Source organism: Streptosporangium sp. NPDC023825 (assembly GCF_040639575.1).
Taxonomy (GTDB): Bacteria; Actinomycetota; Actinomycetes; order Streptosporangiales; family Streptosporangiaceae; genus Streptosporangium.
In genome coordinates this window covers 48,374-67,355 of the sequence record NZ_JBFAAE010000003.1, presented here as the reverse complement: position 1 = coordinate 67,355, position 18,982 = coordinate 48,374, and the positions used below count along the sequence as shown (strand labels likewise).

General features: G+C 72.4%; 16 protein-coding genes. 7 read left to right on the top strand and 9 right to left on the bottom strand.

The genetic code is table 11. From position 1 onward, the window contains the following. Nucleotides 1–27 precede the first annotated feature (27 nt). Complete coding sequence (locus AB0G15_RS03540; protein ID WP_362834935.1) at nt 28–1,524, top strand: carboxyl transferase domain-containing protein; 1,497 nt, start codon at nt 28–30, stop codon at nt 1,522–1,524. A 149-nt stretch (nt 1,525–1,673) separates the two neighbouring features. Then, a complete protein-coding gene (locus tag AB0G15_RS03535) occupies nt 1,674–3,191 on the top strand; it encodes an MFS transporter (protein ID WP_362834933.1) in 1,518 nt (505 codons plus the stop codon). A gap of 107 nt (nt 3,192–3,298) precedes the next feature. On the opposite strand, the gene AB0G15_RS03530 is transcribed toward AB0G15_RS03535, so the two are convergent. The 8 genes from AB0G15_RS03530 to AB0G15_RS03495 form a co-directional block, all read right to left on the bottom strand. After that, on the bottom strand, nt 3,299–3,730 hold the full coding sequence (locus AB0G15_RS03530) for a hypothetical protein (protein ID WP_362834931.1): 432 nt from the start codon (nt 3,728–3,730) through the stop codon (nt 3,299–3,301). Further along, on the bottom strand, nt 3,727–4,188 hold the full coding sequence (locus AB0G15_RS03525; protein WP_362834929.1) for a hypothetical protein: 462 nt from the start codon (nt 4,186–4,188) through the stop codon (nt 3,727–3,729). Before AB0G15_RS03525 ends, AB0G15_RS03530 begins: the two co-directional genes overlap by 4 nt. 10 nt (nt 4,189–4,198) lie before the next feature. Then, nucleotides 4,199–4,993: a carbon-nitrogen hydrolase family protein gene (locus tag AB0G15_RS03520; protein WP_362680824.1), complete on the bottom strand. Its 795-nt coding sequence runs from the start codon at nt 4,991–4,993 to the stop codon at nt 4,199–4,201. Beyond that, nucleotides 4,990–6,069, bottom strand: a complete 1,080-nt coding sequence (locus AB0G15_RS03515) for a DUF418 domain-containing protein (protein WP_362834927.1) — start codon at nt 6,067–6,069, stop codon at nt 4,990–4,992. The genes AB0G15_RS03520 and AB0G15_RS03515 overlap by 4 nt, the downstream gene beginning before the upstream one ends. Nucleotides 6,070–6,229: 160 nt before the next feature. After that, nucleotides 6,230–7,000, bottom strand: coding sequence for a MerR family transcriptional regulator (locus AB0G15_RS03510; protein WP_362834925.1), 771 nt, complete (start codon nt 6,998–7,000; stop codon nt 6,230–6,232). Continuing rightward, a complete protein-coding gene (locus AB0G15_RS03505) occupies nt 6,990–8,243 on the bottom strand; it encodes an MFS transporter (RefSeq protein ID WP_362834923.1) in 1,254 nt (417 codons plus the stop codon). Before AB0G15_RS03505 ends, AB0G15_RS03510 begins: the two co-directional genes overlap by 11 nt. A gap of 105 nt (nt 8,244–8,348) precedes the next feature. Next, nucleotides 8,349–9,779: an extracellular solute-binding protein gene (locus tag AB0G15_RS03500; protein ID WP_362834921.1), complete on the bottom strand. Its 1,431-nt coding sequence runs from the start codon at nt 9,777–9,779 to the stop codon at nt 8,349–8,351. 48 nt (nt 9,780–9,827) lie between these two features. After that, on the bottom strand, nt 9,828–11,852 hold the full coding sequence (locus tag AB0G15_RS03495) for a VWA domain-containing protein (protein WP_362834919.1): 2,025 nt from the start codon (nt 11,850–11,852) through the stop codon (nt 9,828–9,830). Between the two features lie 478 nt (nt 11,853–12,330). On the opposite strand from AB0G15_RS03495, the gene AB0G15_RS03490 reads away from it, so the two are divergent. The 3 genes from AB0G15_RS03490 to AB0G15_RS03480 all read left to right on the top strand — a co-directional run bounded on the left by AB0G15_RS03490 (nt 12,331) and on the right by AB0G15_RS03480 (nt 15,282). Next, nucleotides 12,331–13,527: a pyridoxal phosphate-dependent aminotransferase gene (locus AB0G15_RS03490; protein WP_362834917.1), complete on the top strand. Its 1,197-nt coding sequence runs from the start codon at nt 12,331–12,333 to the stop codon at nt 13,525–13,527. Between the two features lie 107 nt (nt 13,528–13,634). Next, nucleotides 13,635–14,558, top strand: a complete 924-nt coding sequence (locus tag AB0G15_RS03485; protein ID WP_362835306.1) for a tetrahydrofolate dehydrogenase/cyclohydrolase catalytic domain-containing protein — start codon at nt 13,635–13,637, stop codon at nt 14,556–14,558. A gap of 220 nt (nt 14,559–14,778) precedes the next feature. After that, nucleotides 14,779–15,282: an RICIN domain-containing protein gene (locus tag AB0G15_RS03480; RefSeq protein ID WP_362680804.1), complete on the top strand. Its 504-nt coding sequence runs from the start codon at nt 14,779–14,781 to the stop codon at nt 15,280–15,282. Nucleotides 15,283–15,602: 320 nt separating this feature from the next. On the opposite strand, the gene AB0G15_RS03475 is transcribed toward AB0G15_RS03480, so the two are convergent. Then, complete coding sequence (locus AB0G15_RS03475) at nt 15,603–17,264, bottom strand: MDR family MFS transporter (protein WP_362834915.1); 1,662 nt, start codon at nt 17,262–17,264, stop codon at nt 15,603–15,605. Nucleotides 17,265–17,345: 81 nt separating this feature from the next. Between AB0G15_RS03475 and AB0G15_RS03470 the strand changes: the two genes are divergently transcribed. Together AB0G15_RS03470 and AB0G15_RS03465 are read left to right on the top strand one after the other, a co-directional pair. After that, a complete protein-coding gene (locus AB0G15_RS03470) occupies nt 17,346–17,906 on the top strand; it encodes a TetR family transcriptional regulator (RefSeq protein WP_362834913.1) in 561 nt (186 codons plus the stop codon). A 234-nt stretch (nt 17,907–18,140) separates the two neighbouring features. Beyond that, entirely contained in the window at nt 18,141–18,869 is a 729-nt protein-coding gene (locus AB0G15_RS03465; RefSeq protein ID WP_362834911.1) for an alpha/beta fold hydrolase, read from the top strand. Nucleotides 18,870–18,982: the final 113 nt, after the last annotated feature.

The window sequence follows — 18,982 nt, the reverse complement described above, 5'->3', positions numbered from 1 at the left end:
CCGGACGCCGTCCCGCGGAGCGCGGGTATGACCCCGGCACGGCCCGACGCGCGCACGCTGATCGACACCTTCCTCGACCCTGGCACGTGGCGGTCGTGGGACGAGCCGCCCGCCGACCCCGCCGCGCCCGGTTCGGGGTACGCCGAGGAACTGGCCGCGGTCCGGGTCAAGACGGGATACGACGAGTCGGTGATCACCGGGGAGGGCCTGCTGGACGGGCGCCGGGTGGCGATCGCCGTGTGCGAGTTCTCCTTCCTGGCCGGCTCGATCGGGGTGGCCGCCGCCGAGCGGCTCACCGCCGCGGTCGAGCGGGCCACCGCCGAGGGGCTCCCGCTGCTGGCCGCCCCCGCCTCGGGCGGAACCCGGATGCAGGAGGGCGCGGTGGCCTTCGTCCAGATGGTGAAGATCACCGCCGCGGTGGCCGCGCACCGCGCCGCGGGGCTGCCGTACGTCGTCTACCTGCGCCATCCCACCACCGGAGGTGTCTTCGCCTCCTGGGGGTCGCTCGGGCACGTCACCGCCGCCGAGCCGGGCGCGCTGATCGGGTTCCTGGGGCCGAGGGTGTTCGAGTCGCTGAACGGCTACCCGTTCCCCGCGGGCGTCCAGGTCTCCGAGAACCTCTTCGCCCACGGCCTGGTCGACGCGGTCGTGTCGGCGGAGGACGCCCGCCGGGTCGCGATACGGGCGCTCGCCGTGCTGTGCGCCCCCCGCCGGGACCTGGATCCGGGGCCCGAGCCGGACGAGCGGGTCCCGACGGTCCAGGCGTGGGACGCGATCAGCCGCTCCCGCCGCGACGACCGTCCCGGGGTGCGGGCGCTGCTCAAGCTCGGCGCCTCCGACGTCACCCCGCTCAACGGCACCGGCGTGGGCGAGAACGACCCCGGGCTGATCCTCGCCCTGGCCAGGTTCGGTGCGGCTCCCGCGATCGTGCTCGGCCAGGACCGGCGGCACCAGCGGATCGACGCCCCGCTCGGCCCGGCCGGGCTCAGGGTCGCCAGGCGGGGCATGCGCCTCGCCTCCGAGCTGGGGCTGCCGCTGGTCACCGTGATCGACACCGCCGGGGCCGCGCTGTCCAAGGCGGCCGAGGAGGGCGGCCTGGCGGCGGAGATCGCCCGTTCGGTGGCCGATCTGGTGATGCTCGACGCCCCGACCGTGTGCCTGCTGCTGGGGGAGGGGGCGGGCGGTGCGGCGCTCGCGCTGCTCCCCGCCGACCGGGTGCTGTGCGCCCAGCACGGCTGGCTGTCGCCGCTGTCTCCCGAGGGGGCCTCGGCCCTGCTGTACCGGAGTGTCGACTTCGCCCCGGAGATCGCCGCGGCGCAGGGGGTGAGGTCCACCGACCTGCGCAGGGACGGCCTCGTCGACCGGATCATCCCGGAGTTCCCCGACGCCGCCTACGAGCCGGAGGCGTTCTGCGTCCGGGTCGCGCGCACCCTGGAGCACGAGATCGCGGGACTGCTGGGCCAGGCCCCCGCCGACCGCCTCGCCGCCAGGCTGGCCCGTTACCGGCGGCTCGGCGTGAGCTGAGGCTCCCCGGCCCGGGGGCCGACGTGAGCTGAGGCTCCCCGGCCTGGGGGACGGCGGTGTCACCCGTACGGATGCCGGACGCCCCCGGGGCCCAGAGGTGGCCGTCGGCGGTTGACCTCAACTTTGGTTGAGGTCTCATCCTGATGGCCATGACCGATCCGACCACGCCCGCGACGCCGGCCACGCCGGTTACGGCCGGGCGGCGGGAGTGGGCAGGCCTCGCCGTGCTGGCGCTGCCCGCCCTCCTCGCCTCCCTCGAACTGACCGTCACCAACCTCGCGTTACCCGCCATCGGCAGGGATCTGGCCGCGAGCGGCACCCAGTCGCTGTGGATCGTGGACGTCTACGCCTTCCTGCTGGCCGGGTCGCTCATCACCATGGGCGCGCTGGGCGACCGGATCGGCCGCCGCCGGTTGCTGCTGATCGGGGCGGTGGCGTACGGCCTGGCCTCGGTCCTGGCCTCCTACGCGCCCGACGCCGGGAGCCTGATCGTCGCCCGGGGGCTGATGGGTGTCGCCGGATCGACGCTGATGCCCTCCACACTCTCCCTGGCCACATCCATGTTCGCCGATCCGCGGCAGCGGGCGACGGCCATCGGGATCATCGTCGCCAGCGTCTCGGGAGGCACCGCGATCGGCCCGCTGGTGGGGGGATGGCTGCTGGAACGCTTCTGGTGGGGATCGGCGTTCCTGCTGGCCGTACCCTTCATGGCGGTGCTGCTGGTCGCGGGCCCGCTCCTGTTGCCGGAGCGCAGGGACGCCGCCTCGGGGCGGCTGGACGTCGCCGGCGCGCTGCTGTCACTGGGCGCGGTGCTGCCGCTGGTCTACGGGCTCAAGCGGATCGCGGCCGACGGCCCGGAGGCGACGTCCGCGGTCGCGGTCGTGACCGGGCTCGCGCTGGCGGCGGCGTTCGTCCGCAGGCAGCGCACGCTGGCCGATCCCCTCGTCGATCTGCGGCTGTTCGCCGGACGGACGTTCAGCGCCGCGGCCGCCACGCTGGCGCTCGGCATCTTCGTGCTGTGGGGTTCCAACTACGCCGTCGCGCAGTACCTGCAGCTGGTGCACGGCCTGTCGCCCCTGGAGGCGGGCCTGTGGACGGCGCCCTCGGCGGCGGGGGTCATCGCCGGCTCCCTCCTGGCCCCCCGGATCGCGCGGAGGATCCCGCCCTCCATCGTGATCGCCACGGGCCTGGCCGTGTCCGCGGCCGGTTATCTCGTGCTCACCCGGACGCAGGGGACGGGCGGGCTCGCCGTCCTCGTGTCCGGTGCCGTCGTCGTCTCCGCGGGGCTGGGGCCGATGATGGCGCTCGCCACCGACCTGGTCGTCGGCTCCGCGCCGCCTCGCCGGGCCGGTGCCGCGGCGGCGATCGCCTCGGTGGCGCCCCAGTTCGGCGGCGCGCTCGGCATCGCGGTCCTCGGCAGCGTCATCACCGCGGTCTACCGGAGCCGGATCTCACCGGCGGAGGTTCCCGAGGCCGCCCGCGACAACCTCAACGCCGCGGTGGCGGTCGCGGGGAGCCTTCCCGGACGGCTCGCGTCCGGACTCCTCGACACGGCGCGCACCGCGTTCGTCCAGGGCTTCCACCTGACCGCGGCGATCAGCGCCGTCCTGATGGCGGGCGTCGCCCTGCTGGTGGTGATCCTGCTCCGCGAGGACGCCGGGCGATGAGACGCTCCCGGCCGGTCGACGGGCTGACGGCCCGCCGACCGGCGGGCGGGCCCGGCTCGCGGCTCCCGGCAGGCCGGTGAGCCCGCTGCGCGGGTGTGCCGGGAGCGTTACGGCTCGGCGCCCTCCGGGGTGAGCGGGACGGGCAGGCGCTCGATCCTGATGGAGAAGACCTCGTCTCGGGGGACGACGACCTCGTACGCCCCGTGGTCGACCATCCAGTAGCCCAGCGCCTCGGCCTTCATCCCGCTGTGGCCGGTGTAGGCGATGTGCAGGCTCTCCTCGCCGTTCTCCTCGGAGACGTCGAGGACCAGGCACGGCTCCCCGCCGAACGCGCCGACCGTGCGGACCAGCACCAGCCATTCGAGGTCCTCGCGGGCGACGACCAGCCGCCAGTAGCCGGAGGCCGCCTCGAAGCCCTTCTGCGCCTCCTCGTTGAACAGCACCACCTCCGCGCCGCCGGGCCCGAGGGCCGCGGCGTACGTACGGCCCAGGTAGCGGGCGGCGAACCCCGAGGCCACCGGCTCGATCTCGGCGCTCATGAGGCGGGCCGCCAGCTCAGGCCGTCGTAGAGACCGAAGAGGCGCTCCTCGCCGGGGACCACGTGGATGATCTCGGCCCCCGCGGGGATCGGCATGGGCGTGGTGTGGAACTGCGGCACGACGTGCTCCCGCGAGGTGGTGAAGCCGTTTCCGGTGAAGGGCGGTGAATCGTTCCAGTCACCGCCCATGTGCGGGCCGTACGGCACGACGTAGGCGTCCATGTCGCGGGCGAACCAGCGCATCAGATAGATCTCCGGGACCGTCGCGGTCAGCTCCGAGCCCTCGAACCCCAGGTCGAGGCCGGCGAAGAGCTGCGCGGGGGTGGTCAGCCGCGCGCAGTCCTGAACCCGGTACACGTACCCGGAGATCACGGTGCGTCTGCCGGCCAGATAGGGCACGAGCAGCCGAGGCGGTATGACCTTCTGCATCTGCGTTCTACGCCCAGGTGGCTCACTCACGGTCGGCATTTTACGATCCGCCGACCTGGAGCCGCCGGTGTTCCAGGCACGGCAGGGCATTCCGGGTGGCAATCGTGATCTGCGCGTCGATTTCGCACGTCTGCACGGCGGCTGTGGGCCCCATATCGGTGCGTACCACTCCCATCGGATCGACCAGCATGCTCCGCCCGATCCCGAAGCCGTCGCGGGCCTCCGGGTTCGGCGCCTGGCCCACGGCCGCGACCCAGGTGGTGTTCTCGATCGCGCGGGCCCTGACGAGGGTGGTCCAGTGTTCCTCCTTCATCGGCCCCGAACCCCATGCGGCGATCACCGCGAACATCTCGGCCCCCAGGTCGACCAGGGCCCGGGTGAGCTCGGGGAAGCGGATGTCGTAGCAGGTGACCAGGCCCACCCGGATCCCGGCCAGCTCCACCACGACCGGCGTGTCGCCCGGCGCGACCAGCTCCGACTCGCGGGCGCCGAAGGAGTCGAACAGGTGGATCTTCCGGTAGGCCGCCTCGATCGATCCGGAGGGGCCGATGGCGACCGCGGTGTTGTGGACCCGGTCCTCGCCGGGTTCGAACACCCCCGCGATCACCGACAGGCCGTGCTCCCGCGCCGCCGCGGCCAGTCCGGTCACGAACGGCCCGTCCAGCGGCTGGGCGAGGTCGGTGACGCGTTTGCCGTACCGGGTGAGGGCGGCCTCCGGGAGGATCGCCAGCTCGGCGCCGCCCGCGGCGGCCTCGGCGAGGGCGTCGCGGGCACGGCTGAGGTTGGCGGCGGGGTCTTCGGCCACCGGGATCTGACAGAGGGCGATGCGCGTCACGGATGTGACCCTATCCGTCTGTTCGGCACTCGTTCCAACCACGTGAGGCTCCGCCACGCCCATTCCAGCGGCCCGTACCTGAACCTGGCCAGCCACGCGCGGCTGAACAGCACCTGAAGCGCCAGGACGGCGACGGAGAGCGCCACACCGGCGAGCCGGGTCGTGTCCGCGACGAGCAGGGGTACGAAGATCAGGATGATCGGGGTGCTCACCAGGTAGTTCGTCAGCGCCATCCGGCCGAGCGGGGCCAGGACCGCCAGCAGCGGGCCGCGCAGGCGGGTCCGCAGCAGGAGCAGCATCCCGGTGCCGTAGGCCGTGGCGACGGTGAGCCCGGCGGCCGCGTGGACGGACGCGTGGAAGAGGAGGGGGTCCTTGGCGATGCGGAGCCAGAGCCAGGTGAGCGTCACGCCCAGCACCGCGCTCGCCACGAACGCCGGCGGCAGCAGCCACCCGGGCGGCGGGCGCTCCATCAGGACCGTGCCCAGCAGGAACAGGCCGGGAACGAGGATGATCCCGCCGCCCTGGTACACCGCCCACGCGGTGAGGGCGACGCCCAGCACCGCCACCGCGGGCCGGGGGAAGAACGAGGCGGGCAGCAGGACCAACGCCCCGAAGATCGCGTAAGGCAGGAGCACCTCGCCCGAGTTGAAGACCTGGTGGACCGCGCCGAGGACGGCGAGCACCGCCAGCCTGCGCAGCAGCACGGCCCGGGGGTGTTCGGTCCGGTCGGCCGCCGACCTCAGGAAGAGGACGAAGCTCAGCCCGAACAGGAAGGAGAAGATCGGGTAGAACCTGCTCTGCAGCAGGTTGTCGATCGCCCAGTCGACCGCGTTGCGATCGGACTCGCCCAGGTGGTCACGCGTGTGCTGCCAGGTGTTGACCACCATGATCCCGCACACCGCGAAGCCGCGGAGCGCGTCGAGCGCGTCGAGCCGGGCCGCCCCGGTCGCTCCGGTCGGTTGCGCCGCTCCGGCCGGTCCGGTCGGTTGTGCCGCTCCGGCCGGTCCGGCCGGTGGGGCTGCTCCGGCCGGATCGATCGGATCGATCGGATCGGTCGGCTGGGTCGGTCGGGTCACAGCAAATAGACGTACCATCCCATAATCACCTACGCATAGACGACCCACCCGGCTGCTGGCGCCCGGACCGGATCGCGCGGCCGGTCCGACGGCGCGACCGGCCACCGCGAGAGAGGTTCGTTCCGCGGGCGCGGGCCCGGCGCTCGGCGGTGACCGGCTCTCACGCCGGCGGGCCGGTGAGCGCTTCCAGCCTTTCCGTGATCCGGGCGACCACCATCCGCTGCGCGGGGTTCAGGGCCTCGCGCAGATACTGCTCGAAGAGGCCGTACAGCTTCCCGTCGATGAGGTCGATGCCCCCGTCCCACCCGGTGAACTCGGCGAGGATCGTCCCCAACCGCTCGGTGAAGTCCTCGACGAGGCGGTCGGCGACCGCCGGATCCGCGTCCGCGTCCAGCCGGTCGAAGCGCCGGGCGAGCCCCGCCACCACCTCGACGGTGCCGGGCGCGGCGATGTGCTCGTAGAGACCGGCGAGGTGTTCGATGCCGGCCTCGCCGACGAGATGCGCGAGAAGAACGGACTGCTCCCGGTCGATCCTGTTCATGGCCGGTGAGATGCCCGACAGGGCGAAGACCTCGAAGAACCGCGCGAGTTCCGGGGGCACGTCGGGGAGGGCGCGGTGCTCGCGGATGACCCCCAGCATCGTCTTCTGCCTGGTGAGGCGGGCGATCTGGGCGTCGAGCTCGTGCTCGAGGTCGCTCAGCAGATCGTGGTGGTCCTCCTCCTCCGAGTCGAGGAGGCCCGCCACCTTGTCGAGGGGGATCCCGAGCGCGGCGAGCCGTTTGATGCGCAGCAACCTGACCAGGTCCCGGATCGTGTAGCGCCGGTATCCGCTCGGGTCGCGCCCGGGCTCGGGCAGGATGCCGATCTGGTGGTAGTGGCGCAGCGTGCGGACCGTCACGTCCGCGAGTGACGCCAGCTCGCTACTTCGCACGCGCGGTCACCTCCCGCTCCGCCTCAAGGCTACGCAGCGCCTCAAGGCTACGCAGCGCGGGCGCGCGGAGCGCCGCCAGCACGGTGACGACCCAGACGACGCCCATGGTGGCTCCCGCGGCGGCCAGGCCACCGAAATGGCCGATGAGCGCGGCGGCGAGGATCCCCACCGGTCCGGCGATCGTCATGAGGGAGTTCTGCGTGCCCATGACGCGCCCGCGCAGGTCCTCGGGGATTCGTTCGATCATGAGCACCCCGAGCAGGCCGCCGAGCAGTCCCGAGGAGAGCCCCAGCACGAACGCGCCGGCGAAGACGGTCCACACCGGGGGAAGGGCCGAGATGACACCGATGCCCACGGCGCTGCCCAGCAGCCCGGTCACGAACCAGGCCCGGCGTGACCCGCGTGTCCCCAGAGCGGCGTAGAGGCCGCCGCCCACGAGGGTTCCCGCGGCGATCGCGGTGAGCACGAAACCGAGTGTCTCCGGGCGGCCGACCAGCGTGAAGTGCGCGGGCAGGACGATTCCCTGCAGGGAGACGATCACGGTGATCAGTACCAGGTTGAGCATCGTGACCGCGAGCAGGAACCGGTCGCGCCGGAACAGCACCCGCCAGCCCTCCTTCAACAGCCCCCATCCCGAAGCGGGCGGAGACACGGGGCCGGTCCCGGCGGGGATCACGCCGACGTTCCTCGGGATCAGGAGCGTGAGCATCGCCGCGGCGGACGAGGTGCCTGCTGTGATCCACAGCACCATGGACCCGTCGAACAGGACCAGCAGGCTCCCGGCCGCGGCCGGCCCGATCACCATGATCAATGCGCCGAGGCCCTCCCTGATGCCCATGAGCCGGTGCGCGGGGATGCCGCCGTTCCGCACGATCGCGGGCAGGATCGCCTCGCGGGCCGTCATCCCCGGCACGTCACCGACCGCGCCGACGATGCCGAAGAGGATGAACCACCCCAGGTTCAAACCGGTCACGAGGTCGACGACGGGCAGTGCGGCCAGCGACGCGGCGGAGATCAGATCGGTGATCACCGACGACGTGCGCCTGTTGATCCGGTCGATCACGACACCCATGACCAGGCCCGAGACGAAGGCCGGCACCGCGGTGGCGGTGGAGAGGACCCCCGCGGAGAGGACGCTTCCCGTCGTCTGCAACACGATCAGGGGAAGAGCCACCGCGGTAATCGAGTTTCCCAGCAACGACAGGGCGTACGAGGCCAGGTAGATCAGGGGAACGGGCTTCATGCCCCCAGTGGAAACCATGACCTTACGTCGGGGGCAAGTGCCGGAGCCGGGGCGGGTGACCTGGCTCCCCACCTCACGGTGGGGACGTGAGGAAGGTAACGGGGGTCAGCCGCCGGCCAGCGCCTTTCTCAGCTTGGGGGCGAGACCGGCCGTGAACGTCCTGGCGTCCTCGCAGCCCTTGCGCCCGAGCGACCAGCAGCCGAGCAGCTCGTGGACCTCCGTGCGGAAGACCCGGCTGAACTGGCTGTAGTACGGGGAGGGCGGGCGGGCCCTGGCCTGTGTCAGCGCGCGCAGCAGCGTGTCGGGCCGCACGCTCTCGGACTCGGGCTCGGCGGTGGGGGAGGGGACGGACCCGGGCTCGGCGGCGGGTCCGGACGGGGTCGCCGCGGGCGACGGGCCGCCGCAGCCGCTCTCCGGCCGCGCGTAGAGCGCGGAGACCCTGGCCGGGGCGAACCCGCCGCAGTGGTAGAGCAGCCTGGCCGCCTCCCCGCCGGTCAGTGCCGCCACCAGTTGCTGCGCGGCGTCACGCCGGACGGTGTGCCGGGAGACGGCGAGGTACTGGCCGCCGAGGACCCCCGGCCAGGGCAGCGGCGCCGCGCGGAAGGCGACCCCTCCCGACTTCGACTCACCGGAGAGCACCTCGTGGGCGGAGGGCCAGTGCCGCAGGAACAGCGCGTGCCGCTTGCGGAAGGCGGTCAGCGACTCCGTCTCCGTGCTGCCGAGGGTCTCCCCGGAGATCACGCCGGCCCTCACCGTCTCGATGAGCCGCCGGACGGCCTCCACACCCTCCTTCTGGGTGATCACCACGCGGCCGTTCACGTCGACCACGTCCCCGCCGTTGGCCCAGATCGCCTCGAGGGCGTTGACCGTGAGCCCCTCGTAGGAGGCGAACTGCCCGGTGAGTCCGAGGACGGTGGAGCCGGGACCGGCGCGACGCGCCTTCGCGAGGCCGGTCATGTCCCGCCAGTCCTTCGGCTCCCGCAGGTCGTCGAGGTGGTAGAGGAGCCCCACGTCGGTGTTGAACGGCACCGCGTACTGGACGCCGTCCCAGGCGCCCGCGGACCAGATCTGGGAGAGGAAGTCGTTGGTCCCGCCGTGCTCGGAGGTGTCGATCGGGCGCAGATAGCCGCCCTCGGCGAACTCGGGGATCCACTGGATGTCGAGGTTGTACACGTCGTAGTGCCCGGCCTTCGACTGGGCGGCCGAGATCATCGCGCTGCGCTGCTCGTCCGCGACCGAGGAGATCGCCACGAAGCATGCCCGGGGCCTGCCGCCGACGCCGTTCCAGACGGCCTGGAGCGCCCGCTCGCGGGCCCCTCCCGAGACGTCGGCGCCGCTGGCGATGCGCAGGACGCAGTCGTCCCTGGGCGGGCCGGGGGGAGGGGTGGGCGCGGCGCTCGCCCCCAGGGAGGGCAGGAGGACGAGCAGCAGGAGGAGAAGGATCACCCCGTGGCCGACCGGCTCCGCGCCGGAGGGCGTGCCCCGCCCGCCCGTCCCGCCCGGGGCGGACGTCGTGGACGGCGAGGGGCGGCTCATCGGATACCTCCAGCGTGGAGACCTCGGGCTTCGGCCCTGGGGAGGACGTCAATCGGTGACCGTCCGGAGTTCGGTGAACGCGTCGTCCAGCTTCTGGTCGGGGTCGGTGCTCGCGTCGTAGCAGGACATCAGGCCCTCGTCCCTGAGCTTCGGCAGCGGGGCCGTGGCGCAGCCGTGCAGGTCGAAGGAGAGCATCAGCAGGCGGACACCGTCGTGTTCCCTGATGTCCCCGCCGGTCAGCCCGTGAGGGCTCCCCCCGTCGGTGAGTACGAGCACGGCCTTCCGCTCCCCGGGGTCACCGATCCTCGCCATCTGGCCGAGCGCGCTCCTGATGATGGGGCGCATCGGGGGATCGCGGTGCGAGCTGTCCCGGTAGGCCTTCTGGACGGCGGTGAGCCTGCCGGCGAGAGCCCTTCCCCCGTCGGCGACGGGCGCGAGGGGGACACCGCGGCCGTCGTCGTCGCCAGGGAAGAACGTCATGATCCCCGTGGTCAGCTCACCGCGCCTGGACGTGACGGCGAGCTGGGCCACCTGGATCGCCGCCTCCAGCCGTGACCTGCCGTCGTTCACCCTGTTGCCCGCCATCGATCCGGAGACGTCGACCACGACGAGGACGTGGTCGGCGAGCGGGGTCGCCAGCTTGTACAGCAGCTTGGAGATGTCCGGCTTCCAGCTCGCCGCCACCGGCGCGCCCGGCCTCAGCCAGGGCGCCTTCGCCGGCAGCCTCCCGACGTCCAGACGGCCCTCGGCGTCACGGAACCCGTAGCGGGGCAGGGCCTCCCGCAGGAAGTCGCAGAACTCCTTGACCGTCCGCTCGACGGCGGGGGGCCGCCTCAGGTCCGGCCACCGCTTGGAGACGCAGGCGTACCGCATGGCGTGGCCGCCCCTCGGGTAGACGGCGGTCAGCGACGGCGGCCTGTCCCCGGCGTTCCCCGGCGCGGAGGCGGCACCCGGCGAGCCCGCACCGGGGACGGCGCAGCCGCCCGACGAGGGAAGCGCGGGGTCGGCGCCCGACAGGGAGACGTTGAGCTCGTGGAACTGCTGCTCGGTCAGGACCATCGCGGACGTGTCGAGCGAACCCGCGTACCGGCACATCACGTCGCGGACGTCGTCGCCCGGCCGTACCTTCGTGGACAGCCCCTCCGCGCGGCCGGGGGCGGCGGCCGTGGCCATCAGGCCGACGTTGGAGGCCAGCGGGTGGGTGCGCACGACCTGCCGGGCGCCCGGCCTGCTTCGCAGCAGGTCGGCCCAGTCGCGGTCTCCCGGTTTCCTGTTGGCCTCGGTGAGCTCCTCGGCGAGCTCCTCCGGCGCGGCGATGACCAGGGGCGAGGTCGCGACGACCGTCCGCGCGCCGAACGCCGGCATGCCGTCCGCGCTCCTGTCCAGGTAGTCGATCTCCTGCGGGGAGTCGGCGATCCACCCGTCGGGCCGGGCCCCCGGGGGCCGCAGGGGCATCGGCTCCCCCGCCCGCCCGGTCGCCGGCTGGACGGGGAACGTCCAGTCGCCCAGCCGGTCCCGGACCTCGTCGGCGCGCAGCCCGCTGACGTTGATGTTCATCTGACGGCAGCCCCACCAGTCGGTCTTCCCGGCCATGAACTCACCGGCCGCCCGCTGGATGGCAGGGGAGGTCTCGGCGGACGCCAGGAGCGTGATCTCGTCGGGGATCCGGCAGGTGACCCACGGCTCGTCCTTGGGAACGACGGCCAGGGTGACGACGACGGTGACCAGGACGCCGGCGGAGAGCAGCCACCAGGCGTCCTGGCGCACCCACTGGGAGAACGTCCCGAGAAGGCCGTACAGCCGTCCCGGAATCGCGCGGCGCACCCAGGCGGTGCTCTTCAGCAGGTGGCCGGGGAAGATGGTCAGTGCCGTCAGCGCGAGAATCCCGCAGACCAGGAGCACTTTCGAGACGGTGGAAATGGAGAGGGCGAGAAGCACCAGCAGTGTCTGGACGAGGGCGTTGGAGAAACCGGTCACCATCTGCCACGCGCGTTCCGTCGAGCCGGTGGTGTCCGTCGAGCCGGTGGTGTCCGTCGAAGGCGAGGTCTCCGCGGTCTTCTCGCTGTTCGCCATCTGTCAGTCGTCTCCGCCGGTGGTTTCCCGAGACTTCGCGTTCACCCTACGTCGGACCATCACCACCGAGAGAGGGTTTCGGTGATCTACGGAACGGGATTCACCGCCGCGGTGTTTACGGCCGTCCGCATTTACGAAGCCGAGGACGGGGACCGGGCATTCGGCGCGTCATGGTGTGTCCGTGTTGCGTACTCCGGCGGAACGGGAGGCGGAGATTCTCCGGCCGCCCGTGTCGCTTTGCGGGAAGTCGCTTCATGGGAAGTCGCTCATGGGAATTCGCCGAGCAAACGCCGTCCTGGCTTTTCTGCCGATGGCGCCGCGGCGCGAGCGGTGATCGGACGGCTTCTCGCGGGGACGTCCTCCGGGAGTTCGCCGGGATGTCCCCCGGGAGGAGGACGCGGCGGTGACCATGAGGCGCCGCGGGGGGCGGGACTACGTGACCACGAGGCGCCGCGGGGGCGGGACTACGCTGGAGCGCGTGAGTGATCCTCTGGTGGCGCGGATGCGCCAGTTCGGCACGACCATCTTCGCCGAGATGTCGGCGCTGGCCCTGCGGACCGGCTCGATCAACCTCGGGCAGGGCTTCCCCGACACCGACGGGCCCGCCACGATGCTGGAGCGCGCGGTGTCGGCGATCCGCGAGGGCGCCAACCAGTACCCGCCGGGGCCGGGGGTGCCCGAACTGCGCCGAGCCGTCTCCGAGCACCGCAAGAACCACTACGGGCTCGACTACGACCCCGACGGCGAGGTCCTCGTCACCGTCGGCGCGACCGAGGCGATCGCCGCGACGATCCTCGCGCTGTGCGAGCCCGGCGACGAGGTGATCGCCTTCGAGCCGTACTACGACTCCTACGCCGCCGCCGTCGCCCTCGCCGGGGCCGTGCTGCGCCCGGTCACCCTGCGCCCGGTCGAGGGCCGCTTCACCTTCGACCCCGCCGAGCTGCGCGCCGCCGCCGGGCCGCGCACCCGGGCCGTCCTGGTCAACTCCCCGCACAATCCCACCGGTACCGTCTTCACCCGCGCCGAGCTGGACGAGATCGCCCGCCTGTGCCTGGAGCGCGACCTGGTGGTCGTCACCGACGAGGTCTACGAACACCTCACCTTCGACGGTGTCGAGCACGTGCCGATGGCCACCCTGCCCGACATGCGCGAGCGCACCGTGATGATCTCCTCCGCGGGCAAGACCTTCTCGGTCACCGGCTGGAAGACGGGCTGGATCTGCGCGCCGCCCGAGCTCGTCAGGGCCGCGCAGACCGTCAAGCAGTTCCTCACCTTCACCGCCGCCGCGCCCTGGCAGCTCGCCGTCGCCTACGGCCTGCGCCACGAGCTCGACTGGGTCTCCTCCCTGCGGACGGACCTAGAGTCCAAGCGCGACCGCCTGACGGCGGGGTTGTCCGCGGCGGGCTTCGAGGTCTACCGCCCCGCGGGCACCTACTTCGTGCAGACCGACATCCGTCCCCTGGGCTTCACCGACGGCCTCGCCCTGACCCGCGAGCTGCCGTCCCTGGCGGGCGTGGTCGCCATCCCGACCCAGGTCTTCTACGCCCGCCCCGAGCGCGGCAGGCACTTCGTCCGCTTCGCCTTCTGCAAGCGGGACGAGGTCATCGACGAGGCCGTGAGCCGCCTGGCCGGTCTCGGCGCGGCGGCGGGGGCGGTTCGACCGGACGGGGGGTGATCGGGCATCCTGGGGGTGACGCGACTGGCGGCTAGGGGATGGCATCAACCATCGGGGAGCTCGTCGTGGGAGTCGACCGCCTGGGCGCCCACGCCGAGAGGACGCGCATGTCCCAGTACGCAGCGAACGGCCCGGAGTCCGAGAGCGCGCCGTCGGCCCGGCTTCTCCCGGGCGGCCCGGTGGCCGAGCGGATCCTCGCCGACGTGGCCGCGCGGGTGGCCGCCCTGACCCGCGAGGGTGTCACCCCGAGCCTGGCGACGGTCCTGGTCGGTGATGACGACGCCAGCGCCGGATACATCCGCATCAAGCAGCGGCAGGCCGCCGAGCTCGGTTTCGCCTCGCCGCACGAGCACCTGCCCGCGAGCGCCACCCAGGCGGACCTGCACGCGGTCATCACCGCCTTCAACGACGACCCGGCGGTGCACGGGCTGCTCGTGCAGCACCCCGTCCCCAAGCACCTCGACTACGACCGGGCCCTGCAGGTCATGGATCCGGACAAGGACGTCGACGGCATGCACCCGCTCAACATCGGGCGGCTGGCGCTGGAGCTCCCCGGCCCGCTGCCGTGCACGCCCGCCGGGATCGAGGCGCTGCTCGCGTACTACGACATCCCGGTGGCGGGCCGGGAGGTGGTCGTCCTCGGCCGCGGGGCCACCCTCGGCCGTCCCCTGTCGATCCTCCTCGCGCAGAAGCGCCCGACGGCGAACGCGGCGGTCACCGTCGTCCACACCGGGGTGAGCGACTGGCCCCGCTACACGCGGCGCGCCGACGTCCTGGTCGCCGCCGCGGGGGTGCCGGGGATCGTCCAGCCCGAGCACGTCAAGCCCGGCGCCGTCGTCATCGGGGGCGGGGTGCGCTACGAGGGCAGGCGCCTGCTGCCCGACGTCGACGAGTCCTGCGCCCGGGTGGCCGGGGCCATCACCCCCAGGGTCGGCGGGGTCGGGCCCACCACGGTCGCGATGCTGTTCCGCAACGCGATCACGGCGGCCGAGCGCGCCACGGGCTCCCTCGCGGGGGAGGGGCCCCGGTAGCCCGCCCGGAGGACGCCCGTACCCCGCGAAACGCCGGTCGCCGTGTCGCCGGCCCGGAATCGATCTCTCTGCGTGTACCTTCTGCTGCGGAGAGTGATGACCGGGCGTGCTCGCGGGAGCGGTGCGCGCGGTGCGGAGTGGATCGGGCTGGGCGGTTTCCTCCCGGTGGCGTGCGCCGCTCTCCACACTGCCGTGATTCGCAGGAAGGAGAGCATCGACGATGCGACGGAGATTCAGGGTGCTGGCGTCGGCGGCGGCGGTCGCGCTGGGATGCGCGGGGTTCGTCCCCGGCGCGGCGACCGCCTCGGGTTCGGAGTCCGCGGCCTGGGGTCCCATTCGCAGCCACCAGAACTGGCGCTGTCTGGACGCGGACCTCGGCAGCATCGGCCCGAACGGGACGAAGGTGCAACTGTGGGGCTGCAACGGCTGGGACAACCAGTCGTGGAGCTACGACGTGTCCAGTCACACGATCCACAGCAAGGAGAACGGCCGCTGTCTGGACGCCGATCTCGGCACCATCAACGCGAACGGGACCAAGGTGCAGCTCTGGGACTGCAACGGCTGGGCCAACCAGAAATGGATCTACGACGCGACGAGCCGCACGATCTACAGCATGTACAACGGGCGCTGCCTGGACGCGGACCTGGGGACCATCAACGCGAACGGGACCAAAGTACAGCTGTGGAACTGCAACGGCTGGGCCAACCAGAAGTGGACGCTCTGACGGCCGCCGCCCGCGGGCGGCGGTGCGGGCTGTGTCCGCTGTTTCCTCGCGTCGGGGTCTGACCCCGGACGGGGTGTGGCGGTGCGGGCTGTGTCCGCTGTTTCCTCGCGTCGGGGTCTGACCCCGGACGGGGTGTGGCGGTGCGGGCCGTGTCCGCTGCCTCCCCGTCCGGGGCCTGACCCCCGGACGGGGAAGGGGGGCGATCCTCGCGGCGCCGCCGGGAGGATCGCCCCCGTTCAGGGGTGGGCGGCTCGGGTGAGACGGGCGTGGGAGGGCCCGGGGCCGGCCGGAGAGCGGGCCGGCCCCGGGCGGCGCGGGTGTTACCGCCTTCCCGCGACGGCCGGCGGGCTGGCCGGATCGGTCGTGGCGGCCTGCGGGGTGGCCGGCGGGGTGAGCGGACCGGTCGTGGCGACCGGCGGGGCGGCCGGGTCGGCGGTGGCCGTCGGGGTGGTGGTCCGCGCCGAGCGCAGGGGAATCTCCCTGAGCATCAGGGCGGCCACCGCGGCCAGGACGGCGATCGGGACGCCGACCACGAAGACCGCGCTCATCGCCCGGGTGAAGGCCTCCAGGATGATCTCCAGGATCGGCGCGGGAAGATCGTGGATGGCCTTGGGGGAGCCGAGGCTGGGGACCGCGCCACCGCTCAGCGGCAGGTGTGCCGCCTTCGCCAGGGAGATCAGTTCCGCGGTGAGCCGGTTGGACAGGATCGCGCCGAAGGCCGCGACGCCCACCGCGCCGCCGAGGGAGCGGAAGAACGACACCCCGGAGGTCGCCGAGGCGAGGTTCGCGCGGGTCACCGCGTTCTGGGCGGCCAGGATCAGGATCTGCATGGAGGCGCCGAGCCCGATGCCGAGCACCGCGTTGTCGAGGCCGACGATCACCAGCGAGCTGTCGACGTGCAGGCGGGAGAGCAGGAACAGGCCGACCGCGACCAGCAGCATGCCCACGACGGGGAAGATCTTCCAGCGGCCCGTACGGCTGACGAACCGGCCGGTCAGGATCGAGGAGGTGAGCAGGCCGAGCACCAGGGGCAGGGTCATCAGGCCCGAGCCGGTGGGGCTCATGCCCTTGACGATCTGCAGGTACTGCGGCAGGAACATCAGCGCGCCGAACATCGCAGCGCCGACCAGCAGGGAGGCGACGGACGTGAGCACGAAGGTGTGGTTGCGGAACAGGTGCGGGGGCAGGATCGGGTCGGCGGCCCTGCGCTCGGCGACGACGGCGAGGCCGAACAGCACCAGGCTGAGCGCGCCCAGGCCGTAGGTCCACGCGGAGTTCCAGCCGAACTCCTTGCCGCCGAGGGAGAGCAGCAGCATCAGCGCGGTGGTGCCGCCGGTGATGAAGGTCGCGCCCCACCAGTCGATCTTCGTGTCGCGGCGGACGAGCGGCAGCTTCAGCACCTTCTGGATGACGACGAACGCGACCACGGCCAGCGGCACGCAGATCCAGAAGGTCCAGCGCCAGGACATGTTGTCCACGATGAACCCGCCGAGCAGCGGGCCGGTCACCGTCGAGACGCCGAAGACCGCGCCGATGTAGCCGGAGTACCGCCCGCGCTCGCGGGGCTCGACCACGTCGCCGAGGATGATCTGCGGCAGCGCGGCGAGGCCGCCGGCGCCGATGCCCTGAGCCGCCCTGGCCGCGATGAGCTGGCCCATGTCCTGGGAGAAGCCGGCGGCGACGGAGGCCAGCAGGAAGACGACCAGCGCGACCTGGAACATGAGCTTGCGGCCGTAGAGATCGGAGAGCTTGCCCCAGATCGGGGTGGAGGCGGTCATGGTCAGCAGGGTCGCGCTGGCCACCCAGGCGAGCTGGTCCTGACCGCCGAGCGTGCCGACGATGGTCGGCAGCGCGGTTCCCACCACGGAGGTCGAGATCATCGACGTCAGCATGGCGAGCATCAGTCCGGCCAGGATCTCCAGCACCTGTCTGTGGGTGAAAACCGGCGCGGCCTCGGCCTGGATCCGTTGTTCGGTCGGCATGAACCTTCCCCCAATACATGTACAGTACACATGAAGTTAGTAGACGCTTGTTTACTCGTCAAATCTGGAAGGATCCCGTAGGTGGACGAGACACGGCAGCGCGACAGGGAGGGCACCAGGCGGCGCATCCTCGACGCCGCCCGCCGGCTGTTCGCCGACCTCGGGTACGACCAGGTGACGATGCGGGCGATCGCCGCGGAGGCGGACGCCAACATCGCGCTGATCAACCGCTACTTCGGCAGCAAGCGGGAGCTGTTCGCCGAGGTGCTCGCGATGCACGGGCGCTTTCCCGGCGTCCTGGAGGGGCCCGAGGAGGAACTGCCCCGCCGCCTGGCCGAGTACGTCGCCGACCGGCTCCGCTCCGACCAGGGGAGCGTGGTGCTCGCCGCGCTCATCCGGTCGTCCAGCTCCCCGGAGATCCACGAGATCATCCGCGACCGGGTCAGCTCGGCGATCCTGGAACCCCTGTCGGCGCGGCTCTCCGGGCCCGACGCGGCCTTCCGGGCGACGGTCGCCGCCGCGCTCGTCACCGGCACCGGCACGATGCGCCAGCTCTACGGTCCCGACGCCGCGGCCGCCCCCGACCACGAGGTCGTGGTCGCCCGCCTCACCGCCGTCTTCGAGGCCTGCCTCGGGATATGAGACCGGTCCCGGGATGTGAGGCACGCCTCGGGACGTGAGGCGCCGAGCCCGTCCCGGCGCCGCCCGCGATCATCCGGTCGCCCGCGGCATGCGAACATGGTGCATCCCGGGCCCGTCGCGGAGATCGCGGCGCTTTCCAGAGAGGACACGCGGTGAAGCACATCGAGGCCGGCCGGAACGGCACGCGGCCCGGCACCCCGGCCAGGGCCACGGGACAGTGAGCGGGAAAGTCGCATGAGCTGGCTGCGCTGCGCCTTCCCCCGCCCGGGGGCGACCACGAGGCTGTTCTGCTTCGCGCACGCGGGAGGGTCGGCCACCGCCTACCGCGCGTGGTCCGAGCTGCTGCCCGCGTCCGTCGAGCTGCACGCGACGCAACTGCCCGGCCGGGCCGACCGGTTCAACGAGCCGTCGCCTGACGACATGGACACGCTGGCCGACGAGGTGACCGGGTCGATGCTGCCGCTGCTGGACAGGCGTTTCGCGCTGTTCGGGCACAGCATGGGGGCGACGCTCGCCTACGAGGTCACGCGCCGCCTCGAAACCAGGGGAATCGCCCCGGCGCGGCTGTTCGTGTCCGGCGCGAGAGCGCCGCACGATCCCCGCGACAGGCCTCCGATCTCGGAGTACGACGACGCCCGCCTCGTGGCCGAGCTGGCGAAGCTCGGCGGCACCGAGGTGGAGATCCTGTCCCACCGGGCGATGCGCGAGATCGTCCTGCCCTACGTCCGCGCGGACTTCCGCCTGGTCGAGGCCTACCGCCACCGTCCCGGACCCCCGCTGCACACCCCGATCTCCGCCTTCGTCGGCGACGCCGACCCGGTGGTCACCCCGGTCCAGGCCAAGTCGTGGGAGGCCCGTACGAGCTCGGACTTCTCCCTGACGGTCTTCCCCGGCGACCACTTCTACCTGCAGCCACAGCGTGCGCCGGTGGTCGAGAGAATGGCCCGGACGCTTTTGGGGTGAGCGGGCGCCCCGCGACGGGGGCAGGGGAACGTCCCGATACGGGCTCCGGACGGTAGGAGCCGTACCGGCTCCGTGTCATGTCCGCCGCCGCGAGGCCCGCGGAAACCTGCCGG